The 25997-nt window shown below is 59.6% G+C and carries 13 protein-coding genes; 8 read left to right on the top strand and 5 right to left on the bottom strand.

The genetic code is table 11. From position 1 onward, the window contains the following. Window positions 1-18: 18 nt before the first annotated feature. Both pgi and D0Y96_RS19035 read right to left on the bottom strand, forming a co-directional pair. On the bottom strand, window positions 19-1662 hold the full coding sequence (pgi, locus tag D0Y96_RS19040; protein ID WP_117303239.1) for a glucose-6-phosphate isomerase: 1644 nt from the start codon (window positions 1660-1662) through the stop codon (window positions 19-21). 97 nt (window positions 1663-1759) lie between these two features. Then, on the bottom strand, window positions 1760-2140 hold the full coding sequence (locus D0Y96_RS19035; RefSeq protein ID WP_117303237.1) for a cupin domain-containing protein: 381 nt from the start codon (window positions 2138-2140) through the stop codon (window positions 1760-1762). Between the two features lie 476 nt (window positions 2141-2616). Here D0Y96_RS19035 and D0Y96_RS19030 point away from each other — a divergent pair, with 476 nt between their 5' ends. The 8 genes from D0Y96_RS19030 to D0Y96_RS18995 all read left to right on the top strand — a co-directional run bounded on the left by D0Y96_RS19030 (window position 2617) and on the right by D0Y96_RS18995 (window position 15338). Then, window positions 2617-3918, top strand: coding sequence for a hypothetical protein (locus tag D0Y96_RS19030; protein ID WP_147325150.1), 1302 nt, complete (start codon window positions 2617-2619; stop codon window positions 3916-3918). Window positions 3919-3927: 9 nt separating this feature from the next. Continuing rightward, on the top strand, window positions 3928-4359 hold the full coding sequence (locus tag D0Y96_RS19025) for a hypothetical protein (protein WP_117303230.1): 432 nt from the start codon (window positions 3928-3930) through the stop codon (window positions 4357-4359). A 34-nt stretch (window positions 4360-4393) separates the two neighbouring features. After that, window positions 4394-5941 (top strand): hypothetical protein, encoded by a 1548-nt coding sequence (locus D0Y96_RS19020; RefSeq protein WP_117303227.1) that lies wholly within the window; start codon window positions 4394-4396, stop codon window positions 5939-5941. Window positions 5942-5957: 16 nt separating this feature from the next. Beyond that, entirely contained in the window at window positions 5958-9263 is a 3306-nt protein-coding gene (locus D0Y96_RS19015; RefSeq protein WP_117303225.1) for a hypothetical protein, read from the top strand. A gap of 14 nt (window positions 9264-9277) precedes the next feature. Then, the gene (locus D0Y96_RS19010) at window positions 9278-11923 is read left to right on the top strand and encodes a hypothetical protein (protein WP_117303223.1); all 2646 of its coding nucleotides are present in this window, start codon (window positions 9278-9280) and stop codon (window positions 11921-11923) included. 129 nt (window positions 11924-12052) lie between these two features. Next, window positions 12053-13699, top strand: coding sequence for a hypothetical protein (locus D0Y96_RS19005; RefSeq protein WP_117303220.1), 1647 nt, complete (start codon window positions 12053-12055; stop codon window positions 13697-13699). 13 nt (window positions 13700-13712) lie between these two features. Beyond that, window positions 13713-14375, top strand: a complete 663-nt coding sequence (locus tag D0Y96_RS19000; protein ID WP_117303217.1) for a hypothetical protein — start codon at window positions 13713-13715, stop codon at window positions 14373-14375. A 129-nt stretch (window positions 14376-14504) separates the two neighbouring features. Then, entirely contained in the window at window positions 14505-15338 is an 834-nt protein-coding gene (locus D0Y96_RS18995) for a PGN_0703 family putative restriction endonuclease (RefSeq protein ID WP_117303214.1), read from the top strand. A 38-nt stretch (window positions 15339-15376) separates the two neighbouring features. On the opposite strand, the gene D0Y96_RS18990 is transcribed toward D0Y96_RS18995, so the two are convergent. The 3 genes from D0Y96_RS18990 to D0Y96_RS18980 all read right to left on the bottom strand — a co-directional run bounded on the left by D0Y96_RS18990 (window position 15377) and on the right by D0Y96_RS18980 (window position 25923). Continuing rightward, window positions 15377-16141 carry an FG-GAP repeat domain-containing protein gene (locus D0Y96_RS18990; RefSeq protein WP_117303212.1) on the bottom strand — a complete coding sequence of 255 codons (765 nt, stop codon included), beginning with the start codon at window positions 16139-16141 and terminating at the stop codon, window positions 15377-15379. Between the two features lie 365 nt (window positions 16142-16506). After that, window positions 16507-19590 (bottom strand): glycosyl hydrolase family 28-related protein, encoded by a 3084-nt coding sequence (locus D0Y96_RS18985; protein WP_117303209.1) that lies wholly within the window; start codon window positions 19588-19590, stop codon window positions 16507-16509. Window positions 19591-20148: 558 nt separating this feature from the next. Further along, window positions 20149-25923, bottom strand: coding sequence for an MBG domain-containing protein (locus D0Y96_RS18980; RefSeq protein ID WP_158562496.1), 5775 nt, complete (start codon window positions 25921-25923; stop codon window positions 20149-20151). Window positions 25924-25997: the final 74 nt, after the last annotated feature.

Here is a 25997-nt window from a genome sequence, read left to right as displayed (position 1 = left end):
CGGCGGCAACCCCTTCGGCTACTGCCCGCGCTGCTGCCGGTAACGATCGATCAGTGTTGTGGTCGAGCTGTCGTGTTTCCCGCTCTCCGAACCCTCCAGCTCGCCGACAATGCGCTTCGCCAGAACCTTGCCCAGCTCCACGCCCCACTGATCGAAGGAGTCGATCTGCCAGATCACGCCCTGGGTAAAGACCGCATGCTCGTACAGCGCAACCAGCCTGCCCAGTGCCTCCGGCGTCAGCTCGTCCAGCAGCAGCGTATTCGACGGCCGGTTGCCCTCGAAGACGCGATGCGGCACCAGCCAGTCCGGCGTGCCTTCCTCCTTCACCTCTTCCGGCGTCTTGCCGAAGGCCAGCGCCTCCGTCTGCGCAAAGACATTCGCCATCAGCAGATCATGATGATTGCCGAGCGGATTCAGCGTCTTCGAAAAGCCGATGAAGTCGCAGGGGATGACGCGCGTGCCCTGGTGAATGAGCTGATAGAACGAGTGCTGACCGTTCGTGCCCGGCTCGCCCCAGTAGATCGGACCGGTGTTGTAGCCGACCCGCTCCCCCGAGAGCGTGACATGCTTGCCGTTGCTCTCCATCGTCAGCTGCTGCAGATACGCCGGGAAGCGCTTCAGATACTGGTCGTACGGCAGCACCGCGACCGTCTGCGCATCGAAAAAGTCGTTGTACCAGAGCGACAGCAGCCCCATCACGACGGGCAGGTTCTTCGCAAACGGAGCCGTGCGGAAGTGCTCGTCCATCTCGTGGAAGCCCGCCAGCATGGCGCGGAAATTCTCCGGCCCCACCGCCAGCATCGTCGACAGCCCGATCGCCGAATCCATCGAGTAGCGGCCGCCCACCCAGTCCCAGAAGCCGAACATGTTCGCCGTATCGATGCCGAACTTCTCGACCTCCTGCGCATTCGTCGAGACCGCGACGAAGTGCTTCGCGACCGCCTTCGGGTCTTTCAGCGTCTCGAGCGACCACGCCCGCGCCGTCTGCGCATTGGTCATCGTCTCGAGCGTGGTAAAGGTCTTCGACGAGATGATGAAGAGCGTCTCCTCCGCGTCCAGGTCCTGCGTCGCCTCGGCAAAATCGGTGCCGTCCACGTTCGAGACAAAGCGGAAGACCATATCGCGGCGGCTGTAGTGACGCAGCGCCTCATAGGCCATCACCGGGCCAAGATCGGAGCCGCCGATACCGATGTTGATGACGTTTTTGATGGTCTTTCCGGTGTGTCCCTTCCATGCGCCGCTGCGGATGCGGTCGGAAAACGCCGCCATGCGGTCGAGGACTTCATGCACCTCAGGAACCACGTTCTCGCCGTCGACGCGAATCACCGCGTCCTTCGGCGCGCGAAGCGCGGTATGCAGCACGGCGCGCTTCTCCGTGATGTTGATCTTCTCGCCGGTGAACATTGCGTCGATGCGCTCGCGCAGACCGCTCTGCTCCGCAAGATCGAGCAGCAGACGCAGCGTCTCGTCGGTGATGCGGTGCTTGGAATAATCGAGGTAGATGCCGGCGGCGTCCAGCACCAGACGCTGGCCGCGGCCAGGATCATCCTGAAAGAGCTGACGAAGGTGAAGGCCGCGGACGTTCTCGGCATGCGTGGCAAGAGCTTTCCAGGCGGGAAGCTCCGCAAGGGGTGTCCGGGTAGCTGCGGGAGATGTGCTCATCGTCGTGCCTCAGTTTCAGATAAGGTTGGGGATCGTTGAGGTTTACATCACTGATTGAAGCGCAGAGCGCGGAGAATCTCAAACCGGCGGCTGAAATTTAATCTCCGGTCGGAATGATCCCGGCGTTTTCCACCATCAGCATGACCGTGCGCTGCGGTGCGCGGGTGTGGTGCAGCGTGTTCTTCGGTACAACAAAGCCCTGTCGCGGAGCCAGCTCCACCACGCGGTCTTCGAGATCGATCAGCAGCTTTCCTTCGACCACGTAGAAGAACTCATCGTCGTTCTCATGCCGGTGCCAGTGGTACTCGCCCTCGATGATCGCGACGCGCACCACCGATCCGTTCACCTGGCACAGCGTCTGATTGAACCATCTGTATTCGCACCCGTCCGAGAGAACCTTCTCATCAATGACTGCCAGCGGCGGGTAGAGAACGTTCAGACGCGTCTCATAAGGATAACCGGCAACGGAATCAGACATGGGATCTCCGTGAAGCTTCCCCTCACATCCTACGCCCGCCTGAAACGCTCAGCACCGAAGGACGGAAAGCGCGAACGGAGCGATCTCCGTCTCCATCATTCATTCGTTCGCCGATCCTTCCGGAGAACGCGCCGAGGCGGAGCGGAGAACGCATCGAGACGGAAAATGCATCAGAAGCCTTTACACATTCGCTGGCAGAAAACATGCGTGCCGCGATGCAGGCGCAGAAGCGGAACATTTCTGAACAGCACCAGCCCGCAGAAAAACTACGGCCGATTTTTAGTATTGCAGTCCGCGGCGGACTCTATGCTACTATGTTGTTCCCACAACTTCCCCCTTGCATTTAGTCATGTGTTGCCGTCCCGCGTTGTAGAACGATAGTAGAGCCGGTACAAATGAATCTATCTGTTCGGGCCCCATTGAAAGAGCCCCATTTACTTTGTGTCTGCCCCGGTTACACCGTGACGCGGACTTTTATGTGCTGGTTTGCATGTCTTGCCCTCGCTGCTGCCGGCGTGGGGATGGTCGCATGCGATTCGCTTCCCGATCCGCCCCCGGATACCGCAATCGCCTCCAGGCTGAAGGCATTCGATCCGCCTGCCGCTGCCGGAACGCCGGCCGGCGATCTCGACATCTATCTGGATGGCTCGCAGTCGATGCAGGGCTTTACCGCCGATAAAGACTCGAACTTCTGCGCGCTGATCAAAGAGATCATGCTGAATGCGGAGACCGCGCGCTTCCGGCTCACGAGCTACAGCTTTTCGACAACGACCAGAACTCTGGACCATCCTCCGCTGGCTCAGCTTGAGAGCGCCGGATTTTATACGGGCTCCGATACTCCGCTGGCAAAACTCCTCGAGACCATCGGGCAGCAGCCGCAGCATACCGCGGTCATCGTAAGCGACCTGGTACAGTCTGAACCGGGCCGCGACAACCAGGCGCTGGTAAGTGCTCTGGCAGCACTGGGTGGATCGCGCGTCATGGACTTACTCGCTTACCGGTCCTCTTTTTCCGGAAGTTACGACCCGGAGAATAAGTACGCGGCGCATGCAGGTCTCGTCAGGCTGAATCAGAGCCAGAAGATACCGGGCCAGGGCAGACCTTTCTATCTGCTGATTCTTGCGCCGAATGCAGCCTCGCTTGCGCGGGTGAAAAAGGACCTGCTGAGGGACGAGCCGGCGTCAAGTCCTTCTGAAGAGTTCGATGCCGCTCAGCCTCCGTTCCGCATTGTCGGCGTGAGCCTGAATCATCGCGCGGCGGCCAGCTCTTCCTGGCAGGAGTATGCGCCACTCGTCTCTGAGCCGGCGAATGGATTCCGCACAACATTTCTCTGGACCGGAAATGACGCGTCACCGGGCATGTCTGCCCTTCCGCTCTCCATACAAATGGAGGCCATTGCGCCTGTCCGGCGGCTGGAATCTCTGGATCTCGAAGGAACGAGCGGCCAGTGGACCGCAGGAGCCTTCTCCGGTGGAGTGGCCACGGGAGCGCCTGCGCTCGACGCCGGCGGGCAGGCTTCGCAGGGACATCCGCTCAACCTGACCGTGAACCTCCCGGCCAAAGACTCCTGGAGGGTTTACCGGATCGAAGTGAATCCGGGAGAAGCCAACCTCGATCTTCCCCCGTGGGTGCGGAACTGGACGACGGACGACGATTCGACGCCTGCTCTGGGCAACCGGACCTATCAGCTGGACTGGCTCGTGCGCGCCATGGTGAATGCTGTCTCTGAGCACAGAAACTGCGGCGACTGGACTCTGGAAATCGGAAGGGGGGCATAAGAGCGGAATATGGGACATCTCTTCGACTGGCTTAAAAGCCCGGGCGGACTCATCGATTATCTGGTCTGGCATCACTTCCAGGAAAATCTCTCCGGCATCGTGCTGCTGACCGTGATCCTGACGCTGGCGGCGATTCTGCTGGCCTATGCCATTGCGGCGCGGTCGCTGCGCATCGAGCTGCCGGGCGACGTCTTCAGAAGCTATACGCCGCTGTACTGGCTGCTGCTGTCGGTGGCAGCCGGTCTGATCGACGCCATCCTGTGCATCTCGCAGTTGTCTTTTCTTGTCAGCCTGGGGACGAAGGTGGATATCGCTCTCGAGGTCTTTTTTATTACTGCGGGAACATCGGCCCTGCTCGCCTACCTGCTGATTCTGTTTGTACAGCCCTTAACGCCGGCCAGGTTTCGATATCGGCCAGCTTCTTTTCTGTATCGGGATTAAACAGGCTGCGCGACAGCAGCGAGGGGAGAGAGGGATGGATACGCTGATCTGTGCCGGAGGGTCCGGCGCGCGAATCCTCGAATCAGTGCTGCATCTTTGCGCCGCCGGGCTTGGTCCGCCGCGTCTGCGCACATTCATCATCGACCCCGACGCGACAAACGGCAGCGTGCAGCGGGCGAAAGATGCGGTCACCGCCTATATCGCCTGCCAGAAGGTCTTTGGCGACGGACCCTTCTTCCGCACTGAAATCGATCTTCTCAAAGGCTCGAACGAGGTGCGTGTGTGGAGTCCGGTCGACCGCGCGCAGAGATTTCAGCAGGTCCTGAATTACGAAGGGCTTTCTCCGGATCAGCGTCAGATCGTCGACCTTCTTTTCACGAAAGAAGAGCTCGAGATGACCATGGACGTCGGCTTCCGCGGTCATCCGGCACTGGGAGCAGCGGCGCTGTCCCTGCTGCCGCTCTTCCGGAATGACACCCGGAATCCGCTGTGGAGCCAGTTTGCGACCGATCTGCAGCACGATGTGACCAACGGCGAAGCCCATGTGGTGATTGCCGGATCCGTCTTTGGAGGAACAGGCGCATCGACCATTCACCCCCTGGTGCGATACCTGCGCTCTCCCGATCTGCTTTCGTCGAACCGTGAAAAGCTGAAGCTCGGCGCCGTGGCCCTGGCTCCTTATTTTCAGTTCAGCGCTGCAGATGCAGCCGCGCAGAACGGCGAGGCGACGGAGGCAGAAAAAGCTGCGCAGTCGGAGCTGTTTCCGCTGGCCAGCCGGTCGGCGGCCGAATATTACGAGCACCTGCGCAGAAACAGCGACTGGGCATTCGACGCGATGTACTGGATCGGGGATGATTCGCCTGTCAAGGTGGAGTACTCCAAAGGCGGGTCGAAGCAGAACAATCCGGCCCATTTCGTCGAGCTGATGGGCGGACTGGCCTGTCTGGAATTCTTTTTCGGCGGCTCGCCGGCTCACGACTGCTGCTATGCCGGTCCCCAGGCCAGTACGGAGCTGCCCGACAGGAACCCGGTCACGTGGCGCGATCTGCCGCTGTCTCACCTGGAGCGCAATCGGGTGCGCGACTCGATTCACTGCTTCCATCTTGCCGGTGCGGCGCACCTCGGCTTTTTTGACAGGCTGCTGGCCGACGAGCGGCTTGAGCATCACTCTTATTTCGTTCCCTGGTACCGCGACCATTTCACGAACGGCTCCGGAAAACTGACCGGCACCGAAGCCCGCACGCGGAACAGCTCGCTCACGGAATACTTCAACACTCACTACTTTCCCTGGTGGGACCAGATTCACACGGCGGACGGCGGACGCGTGCGGCTGCTGAACCGGAGCCTCTGGGATGGAGGCGGCAGCTTGTCGCATGTCCGCCTGAACCAGCTGGGAAGCATTCTTTACCAGGAGAACGGGCGGGCGCCGGTACACGGCATGGACTCCTTCTTCGACTGGACGGTAAAGGTGTCGAAGGGGTCGCCGGCCAATGTCAGTCCGTCAAGCCGGTACCTGTGGATTCTGGGCAAAGCGGCGGAAAAGTTCGTACAGCAGACTCACGGAGACAGCCGCAGCGAATGAGGCAGAGGAAGAAAGAATGGCAGGCAATAACGAAGCAAATACCACGCGTTTCTACCTCAATGCATTAAAGCGGACAGGGAACAGTCTTTCGGCTCCGAAGCGCGGGATATGGAATCCGAATCCGAATTTTCTGGCCAGGTATGTGGAGTCCGTCGACGTAACAGGAGAGCTGACTGCGGACCGCTCCACGCACAGCGTGCCGTCGGTCTTTCAGCGCCCAATCCTCTTTTACCAGGCGCTCAGGGATGCGAGTAATCCGCTGCACCGGGCCATTCGCGCCGAATGGCGCGGCCTTATGGCAACCCTTTGTCTGGCCCGATGGCTCGATCTGCATATCGAGACCGTGCCGTTCAGGGTGCCGCAGATCACCCCGAAAGCGACGAGCACCGTCGGCGCCACGCCACCCGGCGATCTCCACTTCGGCGCCATGCTGCGCAATCAGCTCCCGCTTCGTACGGCGCTCGATACGGAGGGCAGAGAAATTCAGGTTACGGACTGGGAAGACTGGTGGCTTATCCGCTGCGGGGGCGCGGTCGTCGGCGCAACATCGCCCTGGACGCTGCTCTACACATCCTCGCAGCCAAAGGCTCCGGATTCCATTCCCTGGCAGAGACAGGGACGGCTGATCGATCCGATCGCGCACTACGATCCGAGGCGCGAAAGATCATCCTTCGAGCTCTCTCTTCTCTGCAGCTGGGTGCAGGCCCTGCTCGCAGGCAGAGGCGACTGGAAGCTTCCCGACCACCTTGCCGAGCACAATAACCTGATCTACAGCCAGCTTGTTCTGTGGGCGGCGGATCTCGACCGGTACAAAAACGCGGACCTGCGTATCGTTCTGGGCGATAGCCTGTTTCCAGGAGCGCTGTTCTCGAGCATCGTTCGGCCACCCGGACCGGTGGACGGAGAGCAAAGCGAGCTGCTTCTGAACTCCGATAAGCCCGGCCGGCCGGTGCTGGTGCTCTCCACGCAGCTTGACCGGCAGCGGCGCGTGCTGCGCGGCATCTTCAGCGACCGCATCGATTATGAGAACCTGAAAAGCGAGGGCGAGCAGTTCCAGACCAAAAATCTGATCACCCTGAGACACTCCTACATCGTTCCTGAAAAACTCTTCTTTCCGCCCAGGCTGCTTCGCATCGCGAACGTAAAGAAAGCGCTGACGACCGACGCGGGGGATATCTCCATCCCGCTGACCTCCGCTTTTTTTCGCTATTTCAATTATGAAAACCTGGATCGCGTGAAGCTGAGCCGGTCGGGCAGCGGATACACCGCGCAGCTCACCATTCCGGTGAGCGGCGGAGATCCGATCGTGGTGACCCGTAAGTACGAGGAAAAGGATGTGGTGAGCCTGTCCGGCGATTTTCCAGGCTTTGCCCTGTGGCCCGACAGCGAAGATCCGGAATGGATCGAAAACTTCGCCGCTTATACCGCTGCCCAGGGCGTCGATCTCCAGGTGCGCCCGCTGCTGGCCAACGGACAGCTCCTGCCGGATGCCGCCTGGGCCGATCCTCATCAGAAACTGGTCCGCATCTGGACATGTCCTTCCATGCCGGTTGGATTCGCTCTGGAGACGCCCCTGGAGAAAGGCGGACGGCTGGAGGCAGGACTGCTGCTGCGCAAAAAACTGATCCCTCCCCGCCCTCTGGACGCGCGTGAATCCTGGAGCATCGGCGTGGACTTCGGCACATCCAGCACGATGGTCATGGTCGACCGCGGACAGGGGCCGGAGGATATGACCTTCCACGGGCGAGGGATCTTCCTGGCGGGAGGATCGGACGCAGAAACTCAGATTGCCAATAATCTCTACCCCACCACGGAGATCACGCCGCCATTCCGCACTCTGCTTTATCGTTCAGCCGCCACAATCTTTAACCCTCTGGTTCCTCCTTATACGCTGCGCTTTACCACCTCTCCGCAGGACATTCTGCAGACTGTAGCGGACGTAAAGTGGGGGAGTCAGACGCGTGACGGCGGTGCAAGTCCGCTCTTTGCCTATCTGGAAGCTCTTGTGCGCTACATCATGTGGGAGGCGCGCATGGCGGGCGTCCAGACCGTGCATTTTCTGTGGTCCTATCCCCGATCTCTTCCCGCCGGATCTTTCCGCATTATGGAGGATTTCTGGCAGGGCAGGGTCAGGCACAACTACAGCCGCCACGGCATCGTGGTTGGCGATGTACACGGCATATCGGAATCGGAAGCAGCCTGCCGGGCCTTCGCGAACGCCAAAGCCACGGTCGCCTCGAGCGGGTTGAGTATCACCGTCGATATCGGCGGCGGTTCCACCGACATCGCCTTCTGGAGCGCCAACGAGCTCCGCGACCAGGTCTCGTTCAAAGTGGCGGGAAACGACATTCTCGATCCCACGTATCTGAAGGAATCGGCCTTACGCGAGATTCTTCATATCTGCTTCGGCAACCATGAGGAAGAGCCCTACCTGCAGAACATCGCACAGCGTGAGGCCATCTACCTGAACGGCGCGCTGACCGAAGCAAAGAAAAACGGCATCCCGTTCCGGGATAAAGATCCCAATATGCACCCCATCCCCATGCACATCATGGGCAACAATCAGCAATCCGTGCCGTGGATTCATCTGCGCTCGATGATTTACCTCTTCTACACCGGATTGTCTTACTACCTGGGCGTACATGCCCGCTCGCTGAAGGTCGCGGACGCTGACATCAAGGTTTATTTTGGCGGACGCGCTTCGGCCCTGCTGACCTGGATGTCAAGCCGGGCCAGAGCCTTTCTGCCTGCGATGAGACGCTCTCTTCAGATCGGCCTCACACGCACCGCCGATGCCAATACGCAGATTCTGTTTCCCGGACTCGGCGTCGATCCGGACTTCCTGGGACTTGCCGTGGACTATCATCCGGAGTTCCCGCAGCTGAAAACGGAGGTGGCGAAAGGGCTGCTCGTAAAATCCACCGCACTGCGGGATCTTTCAGAAAAGCTGGATGGATCGGTCGCCGGAGAAATAGGCTGGACGACACGGCAGGGTCAGAAAATTGACTGGCAGACGTGGCTGAAGCCAGGAGACTACCAGAACCTGATACCGCCGCCTGATTTCGAGAGCACAACCATCGGACATTATCGGGCCGAGCTGCTCGCCCAGGAGAGCTTTGGCCGGTTTCATCTGAACCTCGATGACGACAGACTGAAAGCTCTGCACGTCGATCGGGGTTATGTGCAGCAGCTGATCAGCGACGCTGCGGACGCCAATGGACATGCATCTCAGCCCCTGTTCGCCTATGAGCTGAAGGCGCTGATGAATGCGTATGCGAATGCAGTCTCTCAAATCGTTGCGGCCCCGGCCGGGACAAACTGAAACGGCGGTCCGCTATGCGATGGCTTCCCGTATTCGCGATCGCCGCTCTGGCACTGGGTTCCACGGCCCAGGCGCAAAGGGCTACCAAACTGACGGTGGCCCCTGACAACAAAGGCCATCAATGGACGCTGTCGGCCACGCTGCGGGGCAATCCACCGCAGGGGAAGGGACAGGCAAAGCTCACCATCGACGGGAACGACTCTTCGCCCACCGGCGATCGCGTGCAGTACACCATCGATAAAAAGCACTTCACCGCCGACATTCTCTTCAAGCAGATACCGAAATATCCAGCGATAACCCGTGCAACGCTTTGTTCTTTTGCGTCGAGCGAACCGATCGGATACCGAATCGATATTCATCTCGGCGCAGACGCAGAAACGGCAGACAATGCCGCGGCGGCCTCACAGCCAGACACCTGCGCTCCGGAGAATGCGGCCGCGTCCGCAGCCGCCCCAATCGAGTCCGCTTCCGGCACGACACCTTCTGGCACGACAACCCCATCCGCTACAACATCGGCTGCACCCGGTTCGGCCGCACCCGGTTCAACTGCATCCGGTTCAGCCGCACCGGCCTCATCCACATCCGCTTCGTCCACACCCGCTCCGGCGGCGATGAACAACGGCGGTGAATCATCCACTCAGTTCGATTGGCTGATCCACACCACCTCTCCTTTATGGGTGACGCTGCTGCTTGTGCTGGCCGTGATCGGGCTCTTTGCCTGGACAGCGATCTCTTCCGACCGCTACCGCAGAGCGCAACGTAACATTCCTTCCGAAGGCTGGGTTGCAGACATCGTCAATCAGCAACTGCGCCTGCAAAGGCAAACGCCCCTGGCCGCTCCGGGAGATACAAAAGCCGACAACGCCCTGCGCCAGGCCGGAGACGCGCTCCATACCTCCCAGGCGCTTCTACCGCGCCTGAAAGAGCTGGAGGAGCAGGCGCCAGCCGTGAAAACCATCGAGGCAAACCTTGGCCTGCTTAAAAATGAGTGGGCACTGGTGTCGGGCCGCCTGCGCGAGTGGAAGCAACGGGAGACGCGTCCGGCACCGCCTCCTCTGCAGACTCGGATACCGCGCGAAGCCGCGGTACTTGTGGCGGTGATCAATCGGTGGATGGAGCAGCAGACCGGAGAAAGAGCGCAGCTGGAGCAGATAGCGGCTCAGGTGGAATTGCTGGTGATGCCCGCGGTTCACGGCGATCTGAATCGCGTCTTTCGCGACCTGACTACATTTGAATACCCATTTGAGTTTGCCGCGGATGGACCATGGCTTCTGGCCGCCATCCCCGGAACCGGCGACTACTGGGCCGCTCCGGTCGATGCGCGCAGCTTCAGCATGGGGTATGCTCCGCAGCTTCTTGACCGGTTGTTCCTGGGCTTTGAAAACGCCCGCACCGGCTTTCAGTTTGAAACGATCTATCGCCCCTGCCGGCTTCGCCCCGTGCCCGGAGGCCCGGAGCTGTACAAGGTCGTCGAGCGTGGACTGATCCGGCTGACAAATACAGCAGCGCCCACAGAGCCGCCGCCCGTTGCGTATGAAGCCTTCCTGCCCAGATCCTCATCCTCCGGCTCGGGAAACGGGTTCTCCGGCACATCCGGCTCTATGCTCGCTGAATGGATCTTCCAGACCTGTAAGCAGCTGGACAGTCATGTGGAACAGCTGGGCAGATTAGAAGAAGACCTGAAAGGGCTGGAGACGGATCAGAAGCAGGTTATCCGGAACGTCGTAAGCCAGCTGCAATCGCAGATGGATCAACAGTTCGCTGCGCTGAGACAGAAGCTTCAGAGTCTTGAGCAGGCTCTGGAAAGCCGGCAGCCCGAGCCAGCGCGCTCTCTGACGGAGTCTGTACCCGTCGAAGCCGCTGCGGTGCGTCCGGTAAGCACCGATCTGCCTGCGGCGATTTCGCACCTGGCCAGTGACGTTTCCTCGCAACAGGCTGTTGCCGGTGAAAGAACCGGAGCACCGCCGGCTGCTTCCACAGTTACTGATGCCGTGACCGCTTCGGCAGAGACTGCTTCTCCGGCTGCACGCATTCTCTCTTCGCCGGTTTCACCAGCAGCTCCGCCGTCAACTTCTCGCACTACCGTGCCCGCGCAAAATCGGGCGCCCTCAGGGGATGAATCTGCCGTTTCCGGAACATCGGGTGAATTCCGAATGCCGGACAAATGGCAGCAGGCTGTCGCGCGCGCCGCTGCCGGCACCAGCAGCGAGCCGGCGGTCAGCGGCATGCCCTCGCCGGAGTTATACGTCATGAGGACACGAAATCTCGCCACGGCGCTGGCTGCGCTGAAATCCCGGCCTGCCGCGGCGGTCGTGCACGTGAAGAAGTACAAAGTGGAGGGCCAGTTTGAAGTTCACGAGGTCAATACCGATACCGACGGCCGCACCTCCTGCGTGAACTGCGGCGAAGGCGTGCCCTGGCAGCTTGCCGTACGTGTGGGAGCGCCGGATGCGGCGCAGATATTTCTTCTCTTTCCCCTCGGCATGCTCGGCAAAGGGCACTATGCTGCAGGTTACTCCGCCATCATCGATGAGGCGCTGCCCTCCTCTTTCTGCATTGCGGGCATCAGTGAACCGGCGATTCTGCGCCGCACCGATGAACCCTCGCGAACCTACAGCGTATTCCGCAGGATGTCCCTCTCTGCTCCGGCGGAGGGCTGACACACGCTCATGACAGGCCTTTCCTGCAGACACTGTCTGGCTGCCCTGCCTCCGGGCGCCGTTCGCTGCAGTGAATGCGGCCGGGCTACAACCGGCTGGCCGCTCTCGCGTCTGGCTCGAGCAGCGGTTGTGCTGCTGCTGCTTTGCATCGCAGCCTGGGCGGTGTGGTGGAGCATACACCGGACAGCAGCGCAGCATCATCCTCGATATGCGCAGGAGATCCAGTCGACAGAGGGAGCCAGCGCATTTGAGCTGCCTGGAGTCTTTACCCTCGATTATCTCGATAAAGGCGAAACCGTCGAGATCGGCATTCTTACCCAGGCCGATCCGGTTCTTTATGTCGACGTGAATCAGAACGGGCTCGCGGATACCGGAGACCGAAGTTATGCCGCCGACGGAGAATCGCCGTGTGTCCGAGGCGCCGGAGCCGGTGAAGAATATGCGCCCTGCAACAATGTGCCGACCCACGCTGTCGTACATTCGCGGCAGTCCGGGAATATGCACCGCGTTACCTGGATCATTCCCAAAGCCGAGCTTCTGAGCACCGGCAACGGAGCAGACATCGCGATCGAGATCTTCCATCCGCTCTCACAGCGTGGCGAAATCTATCCGGATAAACGGCTTTTCCAGCACGTCTTTCATTTGGCCTTCATCGGCTGGCCGGCTTTTGTTCCGTCAGCGGAAGCAATGCCATCTCGTGCACCGGCGTCTCCTGCTGCGCCAGCTTCCGTACCATCTGCCGGAAAACCGCTGCCGCCGGCACCTTCCTCTGCTGCAGCCGGGGGACAGAAGCCGCCATCCATCCCTCCCCTGATCGATACATTCGAGGCGGCTTCGCAAAACATACCCTTCGGCTCCGGAGTCAAGCTCGACTGGTCGGTGAGTCATGCAGAGTCCGTCGACATTGAGCCCGGTGTGGGAATGGTGCCCTCTGCGGGAGAACAAACGATCACTCCCACGCAGACCACGCTCTACACGCTCACCGCGAAAGGAGCCGGTGGAGCCTCCTCGCGCCAACTGACGATCAGTGTGCAGCCGGCGCAGGCCCCTCAGGTCGAAAGCTTTCTGAGCGATGCGGGCACGGTAGCTGCCGGCGGCACGGTACGGCTCAGCTGGTCTGTAACAGGAGACGTGACAAAGATTACGCTGACTCCCGGCTTTGACGGGCTGCCGCCGAAAGGAGAACGCACGGTGACCGTGGGCCAGACAACGGACTACGTTCTCGCCGCTGATGGCCCGGGCGGTCACGTCACGGCAAAGCTGACCGTCCGCGCCGAGATCGCTGCTCCGGCCATTATTCTCCAGGCCAATCCGAACAATCTCCATCCCGGAGACGCGACCACCCTGCAGTGGAGCGTAACGGGAGCGGACCGGATCGCCCTCTATCCTGCAGTGGGAGCCGTGGCAGCGACGGGTTCAATAGTGCTCCGGCCAATCCGCGACATTCGCTACACACTGACCGCACAGGGTCCGGGTGGCACTTCGGTCGCCGATGTGACGGTCTTTGTCACGCATCCGGCGGGCGCAAGCTCAGGACAGATCGTCTGGTCCGGCGTCGTTCATGGCTCTCAGCTCGTGTCGATCGACGGCAACCATGCCGACGTTGGACAGCTGCAGGGCGCACTGCCCGGTCTGCCATGTATCGTTCAGCCTGCCGACGAGAAAAATGTGAGCATCGCTTCGACTCCGGGTCCGCGCAACAACTACACCCGCCTGGTTCTGCGCGTAAAGGGCAAGGGCTTTACAAAGGTGGTCCTGAACTGGTCACTGCAATAACAGGGAGGTTTGCATGATGCGGAGATGGAAGAGGCATCGGCTCCTTGCGGGGCTGATCTGTACGGGCATAGCGCTGATGGCTCCGGCGCAGCAGAACGCCCCGGAACCGCCCGCCGCGCCTGCCCCCGGTTTCGGCATTCATGAGGAGACCTTCGTCGTAAAGCTGCTTTCGCCGTTAAGCACCAGAACGGCACGAGCCGGTGACAGCTTCACCGCATCGGTTCAGACTCCTGCAAAGTATCTGAATGCCATCGTGGAAGGTCATGTTACCAGCCTCCGAAAGCCTGAGAATGGTTTTAAGGCCGGCAAGCCCGAGATACAGATGGCATTCGACTCGATCACCTGGAGCGGCCTTACGGAACCGATCAGCGCGGAGCTGCATGACGTCAGCAATTCGCAGGGCGTGAAAAGTGTCGATGACGAAGGCCACGTGATCGGTCACACCTCCGCAAAGAAACGCCTTGCCGGAGCAGCCGGCGGCGCCGGCATGGGGGCGCTCGTGGGTACTCTGCGTGGCGGCCTGGCGGGTGGAATCATCGGCGCGGTGGCCGGCGGAGTGGCCGGCTATCTCATTACGGCCAAGCTGACCTCAACCGGCGAAAATATCGAATTCAAACCCGGCTCCCTCTTCACGCTTCAGGTCTCAGACGCGAAGCCGAGACGCGCGCGGCCCTGACGCCATTTCCAATCCCCTGTTAAAGCGCGGGTTTCAAGCGCATATTCGCTTTATATTCGCCTATAATGGTCGGCAGTAAAAGCAGACACGGCTGAACCGTGCCTCTGAAGGATTATCCGGTCGCCGAAGATGACGTCTGAATGTGCAACGGACCGTTCCACACTCACCGCTGCGCAGCTGCGCCGCGAGATCAGCACACGCAATATTCTGCGTGCCGGGAAGTTTGGGCATGAGCTCTCGTTCAGCGCGCAGCCGAATGTCATCTACTGCGAGTGGGAGGGGATACACGGCAACTTTCTCGCCTCGTCTTACCGGCGCATCATGGCAAACCCGCTCTGGAAGCAGCGCCTGATGAAGTCTTACACCGCAAGCCGGTATGTGCCGCGAGCCGCGGACCGCAAACGGTATGAGCTGGAGTGCGCCTGCAGCTCCGACGCGCTGCTGATGAACATCTTCTGTTATCCGAAGCTGCTCAGCAGCCAACCGCTGTGCACCCTGCTCGGGGTGGAAGCCGGACTGACACCGGAGTTCGGTGTCCATCCCTCTGTTCCTCTCACTGAGAACCGCATCGATCGCACAGAAATCGATATGCGGCTCGGACACCTTCTTACCGAGGCGAAGCTGACGGAGGGTGATTTTCAGCGCGCTTCCGTGAAGCTTCTGTCGCGCTATCGTGACGTCGAAGAGGTCTTCGATGCGGCGCTGCTGCCCATCCGCAACGGGATGGTTCAATCCTGGCAGCTCATTCGCGGCGTGCTCGCCGCTCACGCCTCATCTGGATCGTTTCTTGTGCTTTGCGACCGGCGGCGCGCCGATCTCATCGACCGCTGGTTTGACGTGATGCGCGCCGTCTCTCACTGCTCGCTGCGCAGCAGACTCGGTATCCTCACCTGGCAGGAGCTCTCCGCTGTCGCGCCCAAAACAGTGCGGCTCTTTCTCGAAGAGAAATACGGCATCTGCTGACGATCCGCCGTTCCGTGAATGCGAAAACCGCAGGCGCGTTATGTGGCGCAGTGCGCGTTCGGGTCCTTGATCACGCTCAGCTGGGGAGAAAGCAGGAAGTTACCCTTCCCGTCCCCGATCATCACGTCAAAGGTGTACCCGTCGTCGTCGCCATAGACGACGGCCAGATCGGGAATACCGTCGCCATTGAAATCCGCAGCCGAGATATGCGGCGTGGTTCCCGGCATCCGCAGCGAAGAGGACCAGCCCTGGCGAAAGGTGCCGTTACCGCTCCCGAGAAGCACCGTTACGCGGCTCGCATGCCAGTCCGAAATCGCAAGATCCGGAATATGGTCGTGATTGAAATCGGCCGTCGTCATCGAGACCACCGAATCCACATGCGCGATCTCACCGGCTAAGGCCAGGCGGCCCGTCCCGTCACCGGTAAACAGCAGCACCGACCCATCGTCATTCCCGACAACCACATCCGGATTGCCGTCGCCGTTGAAGTCGCCGGTAACGATCACTTTGGGGCTTGAACCGGGCTCTGCAATGGTGCTCGCAGCCTGGTAAGCCCCCCCGGACTGCCCCAGCAACACCGTCAGCCAGGCGCTCCCGTTGCGAATCGTCGCTCTCACAATATCTGTGGCGCCATCCCGATTGAAATCCGCCATCGCGGTAAGACCGGCGTGAGCGGAAGGGCCATCATCGTCGTCTGCCCGGCATGAGGAAGGCATGAATGTGGGAAGGAGAATCGCGACAGCGATGGGAACGACAGCGTAAGCGGCAATCCAGCGTCGCAGCAAACAGACCGCTCGAGCCATCCGATCTTTACCTCCCCGGGCCGGATTCACCTGCGCATTCCATCGCGTCAGTCCGAATATGATCAGGCTGCGCTCACCGGAACTCTCAGGTTCACTTATAGTCCAAGATTATTCTCCGAAGACCTTCGACTGCAACCGGCTCAAAACTCAGGTAAAAGCTTCGACCTCCTTCGCAGGGATTGGCACGCAGCATGAACCTGAAGACTGAGATCGATTGGCGGGGTGGTGCGCTCTCCATGTTCAGAATGCACAACCGGCCATGCAGGAGTAAATACACGACGACACATGGCATTTACAGCGAGACCGCAGGAGTGATTCTGCGGCCTCGCCGGATCATCTGCAGGGATGAGACCTGGCAATCACAACTACTGAAGGACCCTGAAGTTATAAGTCGTACTGGATGGCGTTACGGAAGCCGATGTTACATTGCACACCCGCCCGGTCGCCGTACCGGCTACCGATGCATAAGCCGACCACTGCAATCCCGCACCGGGGCTGGCGGCCGGGCTCACACCCACAAACATCGAGGTTGTGAGGCCGGTGATGGCTGCTGTCGGGCCATCCACGCAGGTGTTCGCGGCAATGCCGGTTCCTGAGTTATTCCATGCCGCCGATGTCCCTTTCAGAGGAGCGGTGATCTGCACTCCGTTCACCGTCAGTGTACCGCTCACGGTCAGGTTAGCGGTATTGCTGCCGGTATCACGAACGCTGAAGGCCGATACCCAGGATGTGCCGTTCCAGATATCGAACTCCCAACCCCCTTTGGTTCCGGACGGCGTATAGAAGGGGCCTCCTTCGTCGCACATCCGGTACTGGGCATGACCCTGTGACGGCCCCACGTCGTACCAGCAATCGGCGTTGGCAAACTGGTGCCCATACGGAAAGCTGCCGAATGGCCCGGACCCCAGAAGAGTGGTACTCGATGCCCCGTAAGGCTTATAAAGCTGGTTTTCAAAGAAATAGGAGTTTGAGGCTCCGTTGTAACTGTAGCCGGCGCCGTACGAAGGATTCGAGTAACTGAGAGTAGAGTAGACGCCGTTCGAGTACTTTACCGCGGCGACGAGTGGATATACCCCGCCATTGCTCACCAGGCCGGTGCTCACATTGCTGGTTTCGCCATTCTGTTGAATATTATCGGCGCTCGAAGCCACGACGTTGCATCCCTGGTTGCATTTGATCCAGCCTTCACCCAAAATCTCCGCAGCCGATCCCGTACTAGGAATCAATTCATCATTGATCGACATAAGGCTGGTCGCCCCCTGGCTAAATGCACCCGCAATGCCCACTGGAAAAACCAATACACCATCAGGCAAAGCACCCATAATATCCATACCGCATTGATGAACGCTGGAATTTCCTTCAGAATCATTGCAATAGGTGAAGTAACTCGAATTGCCTGGATTGATTGTCTCAAAGTGATTCGCTTCTGTTGTCAATTCCGGACCGAAAGTATTGGTTATTAACCACTGTAGATAGCTCCCGGAAGTCCAGGCCGGGTAAACTCCGCCGATCCCAAAGCGCTGCTGGACATAAAATGTGTTTCCTGCGAAGCTGCCGATTACTTCTTCGCGCTGATTCTGATTGACTCCTGGAACGATGCTTGGACTGGAACTACTCGGATTGTAGTCCGGCGGGTAGATATAGAATGATCCCGCCGCGTTCTCGAATACCGGGGAATCTTCAACATTCCCCATCCACTGGGAGCCATTTGCCGTTCCGCCTGCGACCGTTGCCGAACAGTTGTCTCCTGCCGTACAGGAATTTGACCCCGGTAATCCCGAAGTGAGCAGCGTATAAGGAACTACTCCGTTTACAACGATGGAAGGACCGAGCCCCGGCTGTCCATTGACTGGAGCATTCTCGCAATAGACGTTCTGGACCGTAACCACCTGCGCATTGAATACTGTTACGCAGGAACTGTTGCGGACAGCTTTGATCGACCCACCGTTGACCTCGACGTTAAACCCTGTAAGGGCCACTCCAGGATGAGTTTCCGGAACAAATGCTGGTTTCCAGGTTGGCGAGGTCAGTGTATTACTGCCAGTGCTCGTGTTGGTAGTCACCACAACAAACGATGTGCTGCTGGTCGTAGTGCAAGTCGTCCCTGAAGCCTGGCTGCATCCATTCAGGACCGCCAGCGCCTGAAACGTCCCATTTAGTCCGGTAATGCTGCTTCCCTCAGCGTTGAACCAGTTGCCCGGATAGACAGGACTTGTGCTGCCATTTCCCAGTATGCACTGCGCCGCCGGAGCGCAACTCACCTGATAATAACCATTCGTTCCGTCTGAAGATGCTGCATTGAGCGTCATCGTGCCGGTCCAGTCCCAGTTGATGCATGCGCCCATATAATTCGTGGCTGAGGTGCCGTTGGCACAATTTGATCCCCACCCATCCGAGGTACCGTTAGTATTGGTTGTTGAGGTTTCCGGATTATCTATATTTAACTTATAGAAGTGTCCTTCATTGCCAGGGCCGAATAATGAATACCGCACGTCTGATATCTGCAGATTATAAGCACGCATCCGTTCCGTTCCGCTAACTGCGTTTAGGCCATATCCGCCTGAGTTGTACAGGTTCACATTTTCGAGTTCGTAACCTGCGCCAATGACCTGCAGCAGCGTACCTGAATGCATCGGGCCGCCTTGCGTTGTAACTCCTATATCCCGCAGACCGCCCTCGCAGCTTGCCAGAGGAAAACCCTCCGTAGCACTCGGGAATACCTGCGTATTCATCACGTCGATGCCATTCGCCGTGTTGGTCGTCTGTTCGATGGTACTCGCATAGGGACCGTCCCCACGGATAACCACGTTGCAGCTTACGATCCATGGCTGGCTGATCTTGTAGGTTCCGCGCGGTACGTAAAGAGTGGTGTAGCTATCGGGTCCGGAGAAGCTGCCCTGATAGGCATAATCGGTCGCGGCCCAGAATGCGCAGGTCGAGTCACTGGCACCCGTAGGGTCTGCAGGAGTGGAGCATGTCTGCAGATTCGCGGTCGCAGTATACATTCCTCCGATTCCTCCGCCGGTCAGCGTAACTACCGGCGTGACATATCCCACACCGTGCACCAGGATAGTCAGTGGCGACTGGACCTGGCTATTGACGCAGGCGGCAGAAGCCACGGCCTTGATCGTCGGACTCCCCGAGCTGTCGGTAACCGTTACGGTCGGCATGCCGGTGCAGGTTGCCGTCCCTGTAATCGTGATCGACGCTATCTGGCCTGTAACATTGCCGAAGTCCGTATGGGTTACATCGACGCGCGGCAGCTTCAGTGCGGTATAACCCGTCGCTGCATTGAATTGCGCATTGGGAGAGGGGCTGATCGCAGACCCCGCGGATGGGTAGTATCCCAGCGGATAGGGCTGCGTGCTGGGGTTAACAGTGCCGGAGCCTTGTGCGTGTGCGAATGGCAGAAATGCAGACAGCAGAACAAGACAGAGAATGCGTCTCACTATAACTCTCCAGTAAAGGCTTGTGTTTACAAGGCGTCCTCGAACCTTGCGGAAGAGACGCAGGAGAATCTTCCAACGCGAAACTTACTCACGGAATATCGCTCTGCCAGAATAGTGAGCACTTCTTTTGGAGGTATTACCCTTGTATCAATTTTCCGCACTAAAGTAACATCGCCGAGATGGATTTCTGCACTTTTTCTGAAACCTGTTAGCCGGCAGGCCGGAATCAAAGATCACTTTTTACAATGCACTGCATTTAATTGCCGGCAAACTTACAGGCAAAAAATCAATCATTTACCGGCAAAGACGAATGGCCATAACTTGTGCGTGCTTCAGATCGAATCGATCCGGCCTTTTTAGCATTGCATTTCAGCCAATGCTAACTCGATTACATCTCCACGAACTCCGTCTTTGCGCTTTCCGGCCTGCTGCGAAAATGCGAAAAGATGCCGTGAAAAATCTAAAGAAGTTCATACAGGCAACGTGATTTCTGCACGTTCCAGTAACAAAGGCTCTCCGGGTTGCGGAGAGCCTTCGTTCACTACTGTTGTCTGCTGTTTATTGCAGCCCTTCGACCGTTACGGTGAGGTTCACCGCATGCGATTCTGTTCCCGTAAGGTTGGTGGACGTTCCCACTCCGGTGAGCGTGACGGTCGACGTGCCGGAGGCTGCATACTGCGAGTGAGCCGTTAAGCTGCCTCCGCCGCAGCCGGTCAAACTGCCGGCCATGCCGCAGAACAGAACAAGAAACACCAGCCCATACAGAACACGTGTATGTTTGCCGAAGCGCCTGCGGTTGAAGGCGATCAGCAGGCCGGTTAATCCTCCCGGAAGCCAGAAAATGGCCGCCTGCAGTAAGCGGCTGTTGCCGCCAGGTACAAGCGCCCCGACAAGCTGAGCGCCTGCGTTGGTGTTGACCGTAAGCGTAATGGTGGCGGGCATTCCTGTTCCGTCGACGCTGAACGCGGAGGGCGTGAAGATACAGCTCATGTTTGCCGGCAGCGTACCGCAGCTCACGGATACGGACCCCTGAAAATAGTTGACTGGAGTCAGGGTCAGCGTCGTCTGTCCGGTCTGGCCGGGCAGAATGGTAAGCACCTGCGGATTGGCGGAGATGGCGAAATCAGGTACGGGGCCCCCGCCGGTAACGGTGAGGGTTCCCGGCGCCAGCGTGAACGTGTAATTCACCGCCCCCAGGATTCCCTGAGCAACGGTAATCGGATAAGTGCCCGCCGGGGAGCCAGGCACAGCGGTGGTTGCAAATAACGGAAAGCCGCCGACGACGGATGAGTTGTCTCCATTCACGAAACCCGTGATCGTAGCAGTGAAGGCCGGGTTCATCACATTGGTGGGGCGGCTCACGTTGTTGGCTGTCACGGTCAGAACGGCAGGCGCAACCGTGATCGTCTGTGCGACCGGCACAGCAGCGGCGTATGCGCCCTGGCCCTGCTGGGTCGCCGTTACCGTCACGGCTCCGGCACCGGTAATGTTCAGGGAGGAGCCGGTCAAAGTTGCCGGGCCGGTAACGGTAAAGCTCACAGGCAGACCCGATGTGGAGCTGGCCTTGAGGCTGACGGGACCGACGCCATACGTCAGCGTCGGCACCGGAGTAAAGGTGATGGTCTGCGCCGTCCCCGCAACCACGGTGATGACGCCGTTGACGAAGTTGAAATTGTAATTCGCCGCCGCGAGCGTTCCCTGGGCCACATAGAGCGTCTGTGGACCCAGCGCCGACGATGGGCCCGCATTCGTGGTAAATGCCGGCGCTCCGCTGACGACCGAAGATGGATCGCCATTCACAAGGCCGGTGATGGTATACGTGAAGTTCCCCGGCGTCGTGCCCTTCGCCATCGTCTGATCGTTGGCGGTCACGGTCAGCATGGCTTTGTTGACGACAAACGACTGGGAGACCGGAGCCGCCGCGGCATAGGTGCCGTTTCCTGGCTGCTCCGCAGTGACGGTAACTACGCCCGCTCCGGTAACAGTCAGTATCGATCCGGCGACCACGGCCGGGCCTGTCACCGTATAAACGGGCTGCAGGCCTGAGGTCGCGGTGGCATTCAATGCGACCGTCGCTGCTCCGTATGTCACATTCGAAAGCGAACCGAAGGTGATGTTCTGGGCCTCGCCTCCGGTGACGGTCACGCTCCCCGGAACATAGGTAAAGCTGTAGTTCTGGGCGGTAAGCTCCTGGGTAGTGAAGGTCACAGGATAAGACCCCGCCGCTGAGCCGGCGGTCACCGTCGTCGCCAGAGCCGCTGTGCCGGAGACGACCGTTTGCGTGTCTCCATTGACGAAGCCGGTGACCTGATACGACAGCGGGTTGGCGGTAAGACAGGCGGCTATCTGGCCCGCCTGGCATGAAAAGCTGTTTGCCGTAACCGTGAGCGGCGCCTGGGCGACGGTAAAGGATTGCGGTATCGACTGCGCCGGAGCATAGGTCTCGTTGCCGAACTGATACGCCGTGACGGTGATCTTCCCGGCTCCATTGATGATCAGCGTGTTGTTCGCGAGCGTTGCCGGGCCCGCGACCGAGAACGTGACCGGCTGTCCGGAAGTCGCTGTCGCGCTGAGAGTAATCGGTTTTGTTCCGTAGGTGAGGTCAGGCAGAGACCCGAAAGTGATCTGGTTGGACTGATTGCCGGTCGGTGCGGTGCCGCTCAGAGAGATCACATTCGATCCGCCGGTGGCGTTGCTGGAGTCGTCGGCGATGTTCAGGCTGCCCGTGACGGCGCCGCCCTCCTGGGGAAAGAAGGCAAGGCCGATCTGGCAGAAGCCGCCGGGAGCGAGCGTCTCCGTGCCCGTGCAGTCGTTTCCGCTGCCGGAAGGCTGCTGGACAAAATCGCTCAAAGAAGAAGGGATCGTAAGCCCGGTAATGTGCAGGGGAGCGCCGGTGGTATTCGTGACCGTGACGGTCTGCGTATATGCGGGGCCGGCGGCCGCGGCCGTATAGTTGAAGGCCGTCGCTGCCCCGGTCACCTCCCGCAGGTATCCGTCGTTGGATTCCTGGATATACAGGTTGCCCTGGGCATCGAACGCGATCAGGTAGGGATAGTACAGGTCCGCGCTGGTGGCCAGACCATTATCTCCACTGTTCCCCTGCTGAAGTATCGTGCCGGCGATGGTGGAGATGTTGCCCTGGGGGTCGATCTTCCGCACCGCCCAGTCCTGCTGATCCGCGATATAGAGATTGCCGCCCGCGTCGCCGACAATGCCGCCGGGAAAATTGAAGAGCGCCTGAGTGGCCGGCCCGCCGTCTCCGCAGTTGCCGGAGTAGCATGCGATGCCGAAGGTTCCGGCGATCGTGTGAATGATTCCGGTTTTTGCGTCGATTTTGCGGACCGCATTCAGGTCGAGCATGTACAGATTTCCGGAGGCATCCATGTACAGGGAAGGTGCAAAGAAGAGCGCAGCGCTGGTCGCAGGGCCGCCGTCTCCGCAGGCCGTGGTAAGAGAGGAGCAGTAGCTTCCCGGTATGCCGGCGACGACAGTCATCACTCCGGTGATTGCGTCCACGCGCACGATATCAGCGTTGTTGTAATCGGAGATATAAAGATCGCCGCCGTTATCCGCATAGAGATAGGTAAGGCTATCTGAAAGCGCGGGAGCGCTGGTGGGCGCGTTCCCGACAGCCGGCGTCGGCGTGGGATTGATGACGGTGATGTTATCCGTCCGGGCATCGATCCTGAATATTCCGTCCGTTGACAGGATATAAAGATTCGATGCCGCATCGGCCGTTACATCGTAGACTCCTCCGATCCCGGCATTGACGGCGGGACCGGGAACATTGCACGGGTTGCTGCTGGAGTTCGTACAACTGGAAAGAGCCACCAGATATGTCGTTCCGGCGATGGGGTTGGAGACACCTGGGATGATTCCCTTGCCGGATGCTATGACATAAAGGCCCGCATTGTTCGAAGAGTTGTAGTAGTAGATGTTTCCGTTGTTATCCGCATTCACTGACCCGGCAAAGATGCCGCCGCCCACGGTAGAGATAATGCCGGGAGTCAGCATCGCCTGCGGCGCGCCCGAAGTGACCTGAACCGACACGCCGGTGGAGAGCGCAGCCGCGAACGCGCTGTTTCCGCTATAGGAGGCGTAGAGCGTGTTCGCGCCCACCGGCAGAGAGCTGACGCTGAAGGCCGCGCTTCCTCCGTTGAGCGTGACTGAGCCCAGAACAGCCGAGCCGTCCTGGAAGGTCACCGTACCGGTGGGAACGGTCGAGCCGGTGTACGCCGCGACCGTCGCGGTCAGCGTGAGCGCGGCGCCCTGGCCGATGGTCGGAGCCGATGCCGTAAGCGTGACCACGGGCACCGGAGTGGCAGAGATGGTCAAAGCGTGAACATACGAGGCGCTGGGCTGGCAGTTGCTGTCTCCTCCGTAAGAGGCGTAGACGGAGGAATAGCTTCCGGCGGCCAGGCTGGAGGTAGTGAGGGTCGCCACTCCGTTGCTGCCGACCTGAGCTGTGCCCAGGGTAGTCGTTCCATTCAGAAAGGTGACGGTGCCGGTGGGTGTCACGGTGCTGCCATACTGGCCCGACACGGTTGCGGTGAAGGTCACCGGCTGATTGACGTTGGCCAGCGTGGTGCTGACGGTGAACGCGGTGCTGGTCGTATCCTGCGTGGCCGTGCCCGTCAGGGTAATGGTGTTTATTCCGCTGGCCGCGTTCGTGGCGTTGCTCGCAATCGCCAGCGTTCCTGTGTTCGTGCCCGCCGTGGGGGCGGTATAGCCGATCTGCACCGTGCAGCTGGTTGCGGGAGCCAGCATGGTGGAACCGCCGCAGTCGGAGCTGCCGGTGGGTACCTGCGCGAAGTCAGGGCTGACGGTCAGGCCGCTGAACTGAAGCGGCTGAGCGCCGTTGTTATAGAGAGTCATCGTCTGGCTGGTGGTAAAGCCTACCGACTCGGTAAAGTTCAGGCTGGTCGCAGAGAGGCTGGACTTGTGCATCGCCACGCCCTGATTGTCGTTTCCATAGAGGTTTCCCGCGGGATCGAGGAACACCCCGGCCATAGACTCGAAAAAGACCTGGCTGGACGGGCAGCCGTCGCCCAGGTTGTCCGTCGTACCCGAACAGAAAACCGGACTGGGGTTGTTGAGCTGCGCTCCGCCCATGGCAAGGTTGATGATGCCGTTGGCATCGATGCGCTGTATGGTTTGCGTGGACTGCTCCGCAAAATAGATATTGCCGGCTGCGTCGATGGTAACGGCCAGAGGAAGGACCGCTGTCTGACTGGCCTGGCTGCCCTCGACGATGACGCTGGATGGATAGCTGCTCGTGCCCGCAACGGTGTAGATGCTTCCAGCCTCCGGGTTGGAAACGCCCGGCAGGTTGCCCCCGGCATAAACCGCCCGAAGACGATGGTCTTCTGTATCGGAGATGTAGAGATTGCCCGAAGGATCGAGATGTACCCCTTGTGGATCACTCAGCAAAGCCTGATTCGCGGGACCGTAATCCCCGCAGTCGTCCGGTCCGTTCGCCCCGGAGTTCGTACAGCCTGAACCTAACTGGCCCACGATGGTGTAGAGATAACCGGCCTGCGGACTTGACGGCAGACCAATGACGTTTCCCTGGCCGGAATAAAGCACTCGAATCGCGTTCGCAGCCGCATCCGCGATATAGACGTTGTTCGAGGTATCCAGAGTGAGAGCCACCGGCTCTTTCAGCTCCGCGCTCAGTCCCGGACCGGCATCGCCTGCGTTGCCGGTGGTTCCGTTTCCCGCGATCGCATAGATCATTCCCACAATGGGGTTGGCCGGGAGATTGGGAATCGTTCCTTTGGCATAGATGACGCGGATTTCGGTATCGTCCTGGTCGGCCACAAAGACATTTCCCCGCGAGTCCACAGAGAGAGCGCCCGGACCGTTGCCGATCCAGGCCAGCGTGGCATAGCATCCGTTGCCGATGGCATTACCGGTCACCGTGCAGCCCGCTCCGACGGTGGGGTCGTTTGTGCCGGTTCCGCCTACTTCATAGATATAGTCCGCCACCGGACTGGCCACGTAATTGGGCTGGCCGGAATTGGAGAGCACCGGAATCGGGTCGTTCCCCGAGGCGATCACATGGATCGTGCCATGGTCCATGAAATAGAGGTTGCCGGAGGAGTCGAACGTGCCGGCCGTCGGACCGTAGGCGTGATACCCGCTCGCCGGGCCGGTGTAGTCCGGCTTGGAAACGATACTGCGGGTGGTGTTCGCCGGAATCACTGCGGTAGCAAAGCCCGGGTCCATGGCAAGCTGCTGCGCGCCGGCCGGAAGCCACGCGAGGGTAAGAACCAGAAGCAGAATCCGGAGATACACAGGAAAACCGGTAATGGAAGCTGTGCGGCGCGTCATAAAACCCCTCATCATCTGGTGTTGCATATTGCGTTTTCCCTCAAATGCGTAGCGAATCGTCGGTTCGCTGTCCG

The organism is Paracidobacterium acidisoli, from assembly GCF_003428625.2.
GTDB lineage: Bacteria > Acidobacteriota > Terriglobia > Terriglobales > Acidobacteriaceae > Paracidobacterium > Paracidobacterium acidisoli.
This window is presented reverse-complemented; position numbering and strand designations above follow the sequence as displayed.

What these genes read in the sequence shown, in the direction of transcription:
- pgi (WP_117303239.1), bottom strand. Translation starts at nt 1,662, where the DNA reads ATGAGCACATCTCCCGCAGCTACCCGGACACCCCTTGCGGAGCTTCCC.
- D0Y96_RS19035 (WP_117303237.1), bottom strand. Translation starts at nt 2,140, where the DNA reads ATGTCTGATTCCGTTGCCGGTTATCCTTATGAGACGCGTCTGAACGTT.
- D0Y96_RS19030 (WP_147325150.1), top strand. Translation starts at nt 2,617, where the DNA reads ATGTGCTGGTTTGCATGTCTTGCCCTCGCTGCTGCCGGCGTGGGGATG.
- D0Y96_RS19025 (WP_117303230.1), top strand. Translation starts at nt 3,928, where the DNA reads ATGGGACATCTCTTCGACTGGCTTAAAAGCCCGGGCGGACTCATCGAT.
- D0Y96_RS19020 (WP_117303227.1), top strand. Translation starts at nt 4,394, where the DNA reads ATGGATACGCTGATCTGTGCCGGAGGGTCCGGCGCGCGAATCCTCGAA.
- D0Y96_RS19015 (WP_117303225.1), top strand. Translation starts at nt 5,958, where the DNA reads ATGGCAGGCAATAACGAAGCAAATACCACGCGTTTCTACCTCAATGCA.
- D0Y96_RS19010 (WP_117303223.1), top strand. Translation starts at nt 9,278, where the DNA reads ATGCGATGGCTTCCCGTATTCGCGATCGCCGCTCTGGCACTGGGTTCC.
- D0Y96_RS19000 (WP_117303217.1), top strand. Translation starts at nt 13,713, where the DNA reads ATGATGCGGAGATGGAAGAGGCATCGGCTCCTTGCGGGGCTGATCTGT.
- D0Y96_RS18995 (WP_117303214.1), top strand. Translation starts at nt 14,505, where the DNA reads ATGACGTCTGAATGTGCAACGGACCGTTCCACACTCACCGCTGCGCAG.
- D0Y96_RS18990 (WP_117303212.1), bottom strand. Translation starts at nt 16,141, where the DNA reads ATGGCTCGAGCGGTCTGTTTGCTGCGACGCTGGATTGCCGCTTACGCT.
- D0Y96_RS18980 (WP_158562496.1), bottom strand. Translation starts at nt 25,923, where the DNA reads ATGACGCGCCGCACAGCTTCCATTACCGGTTTTCCTGTGTATCTCCGG.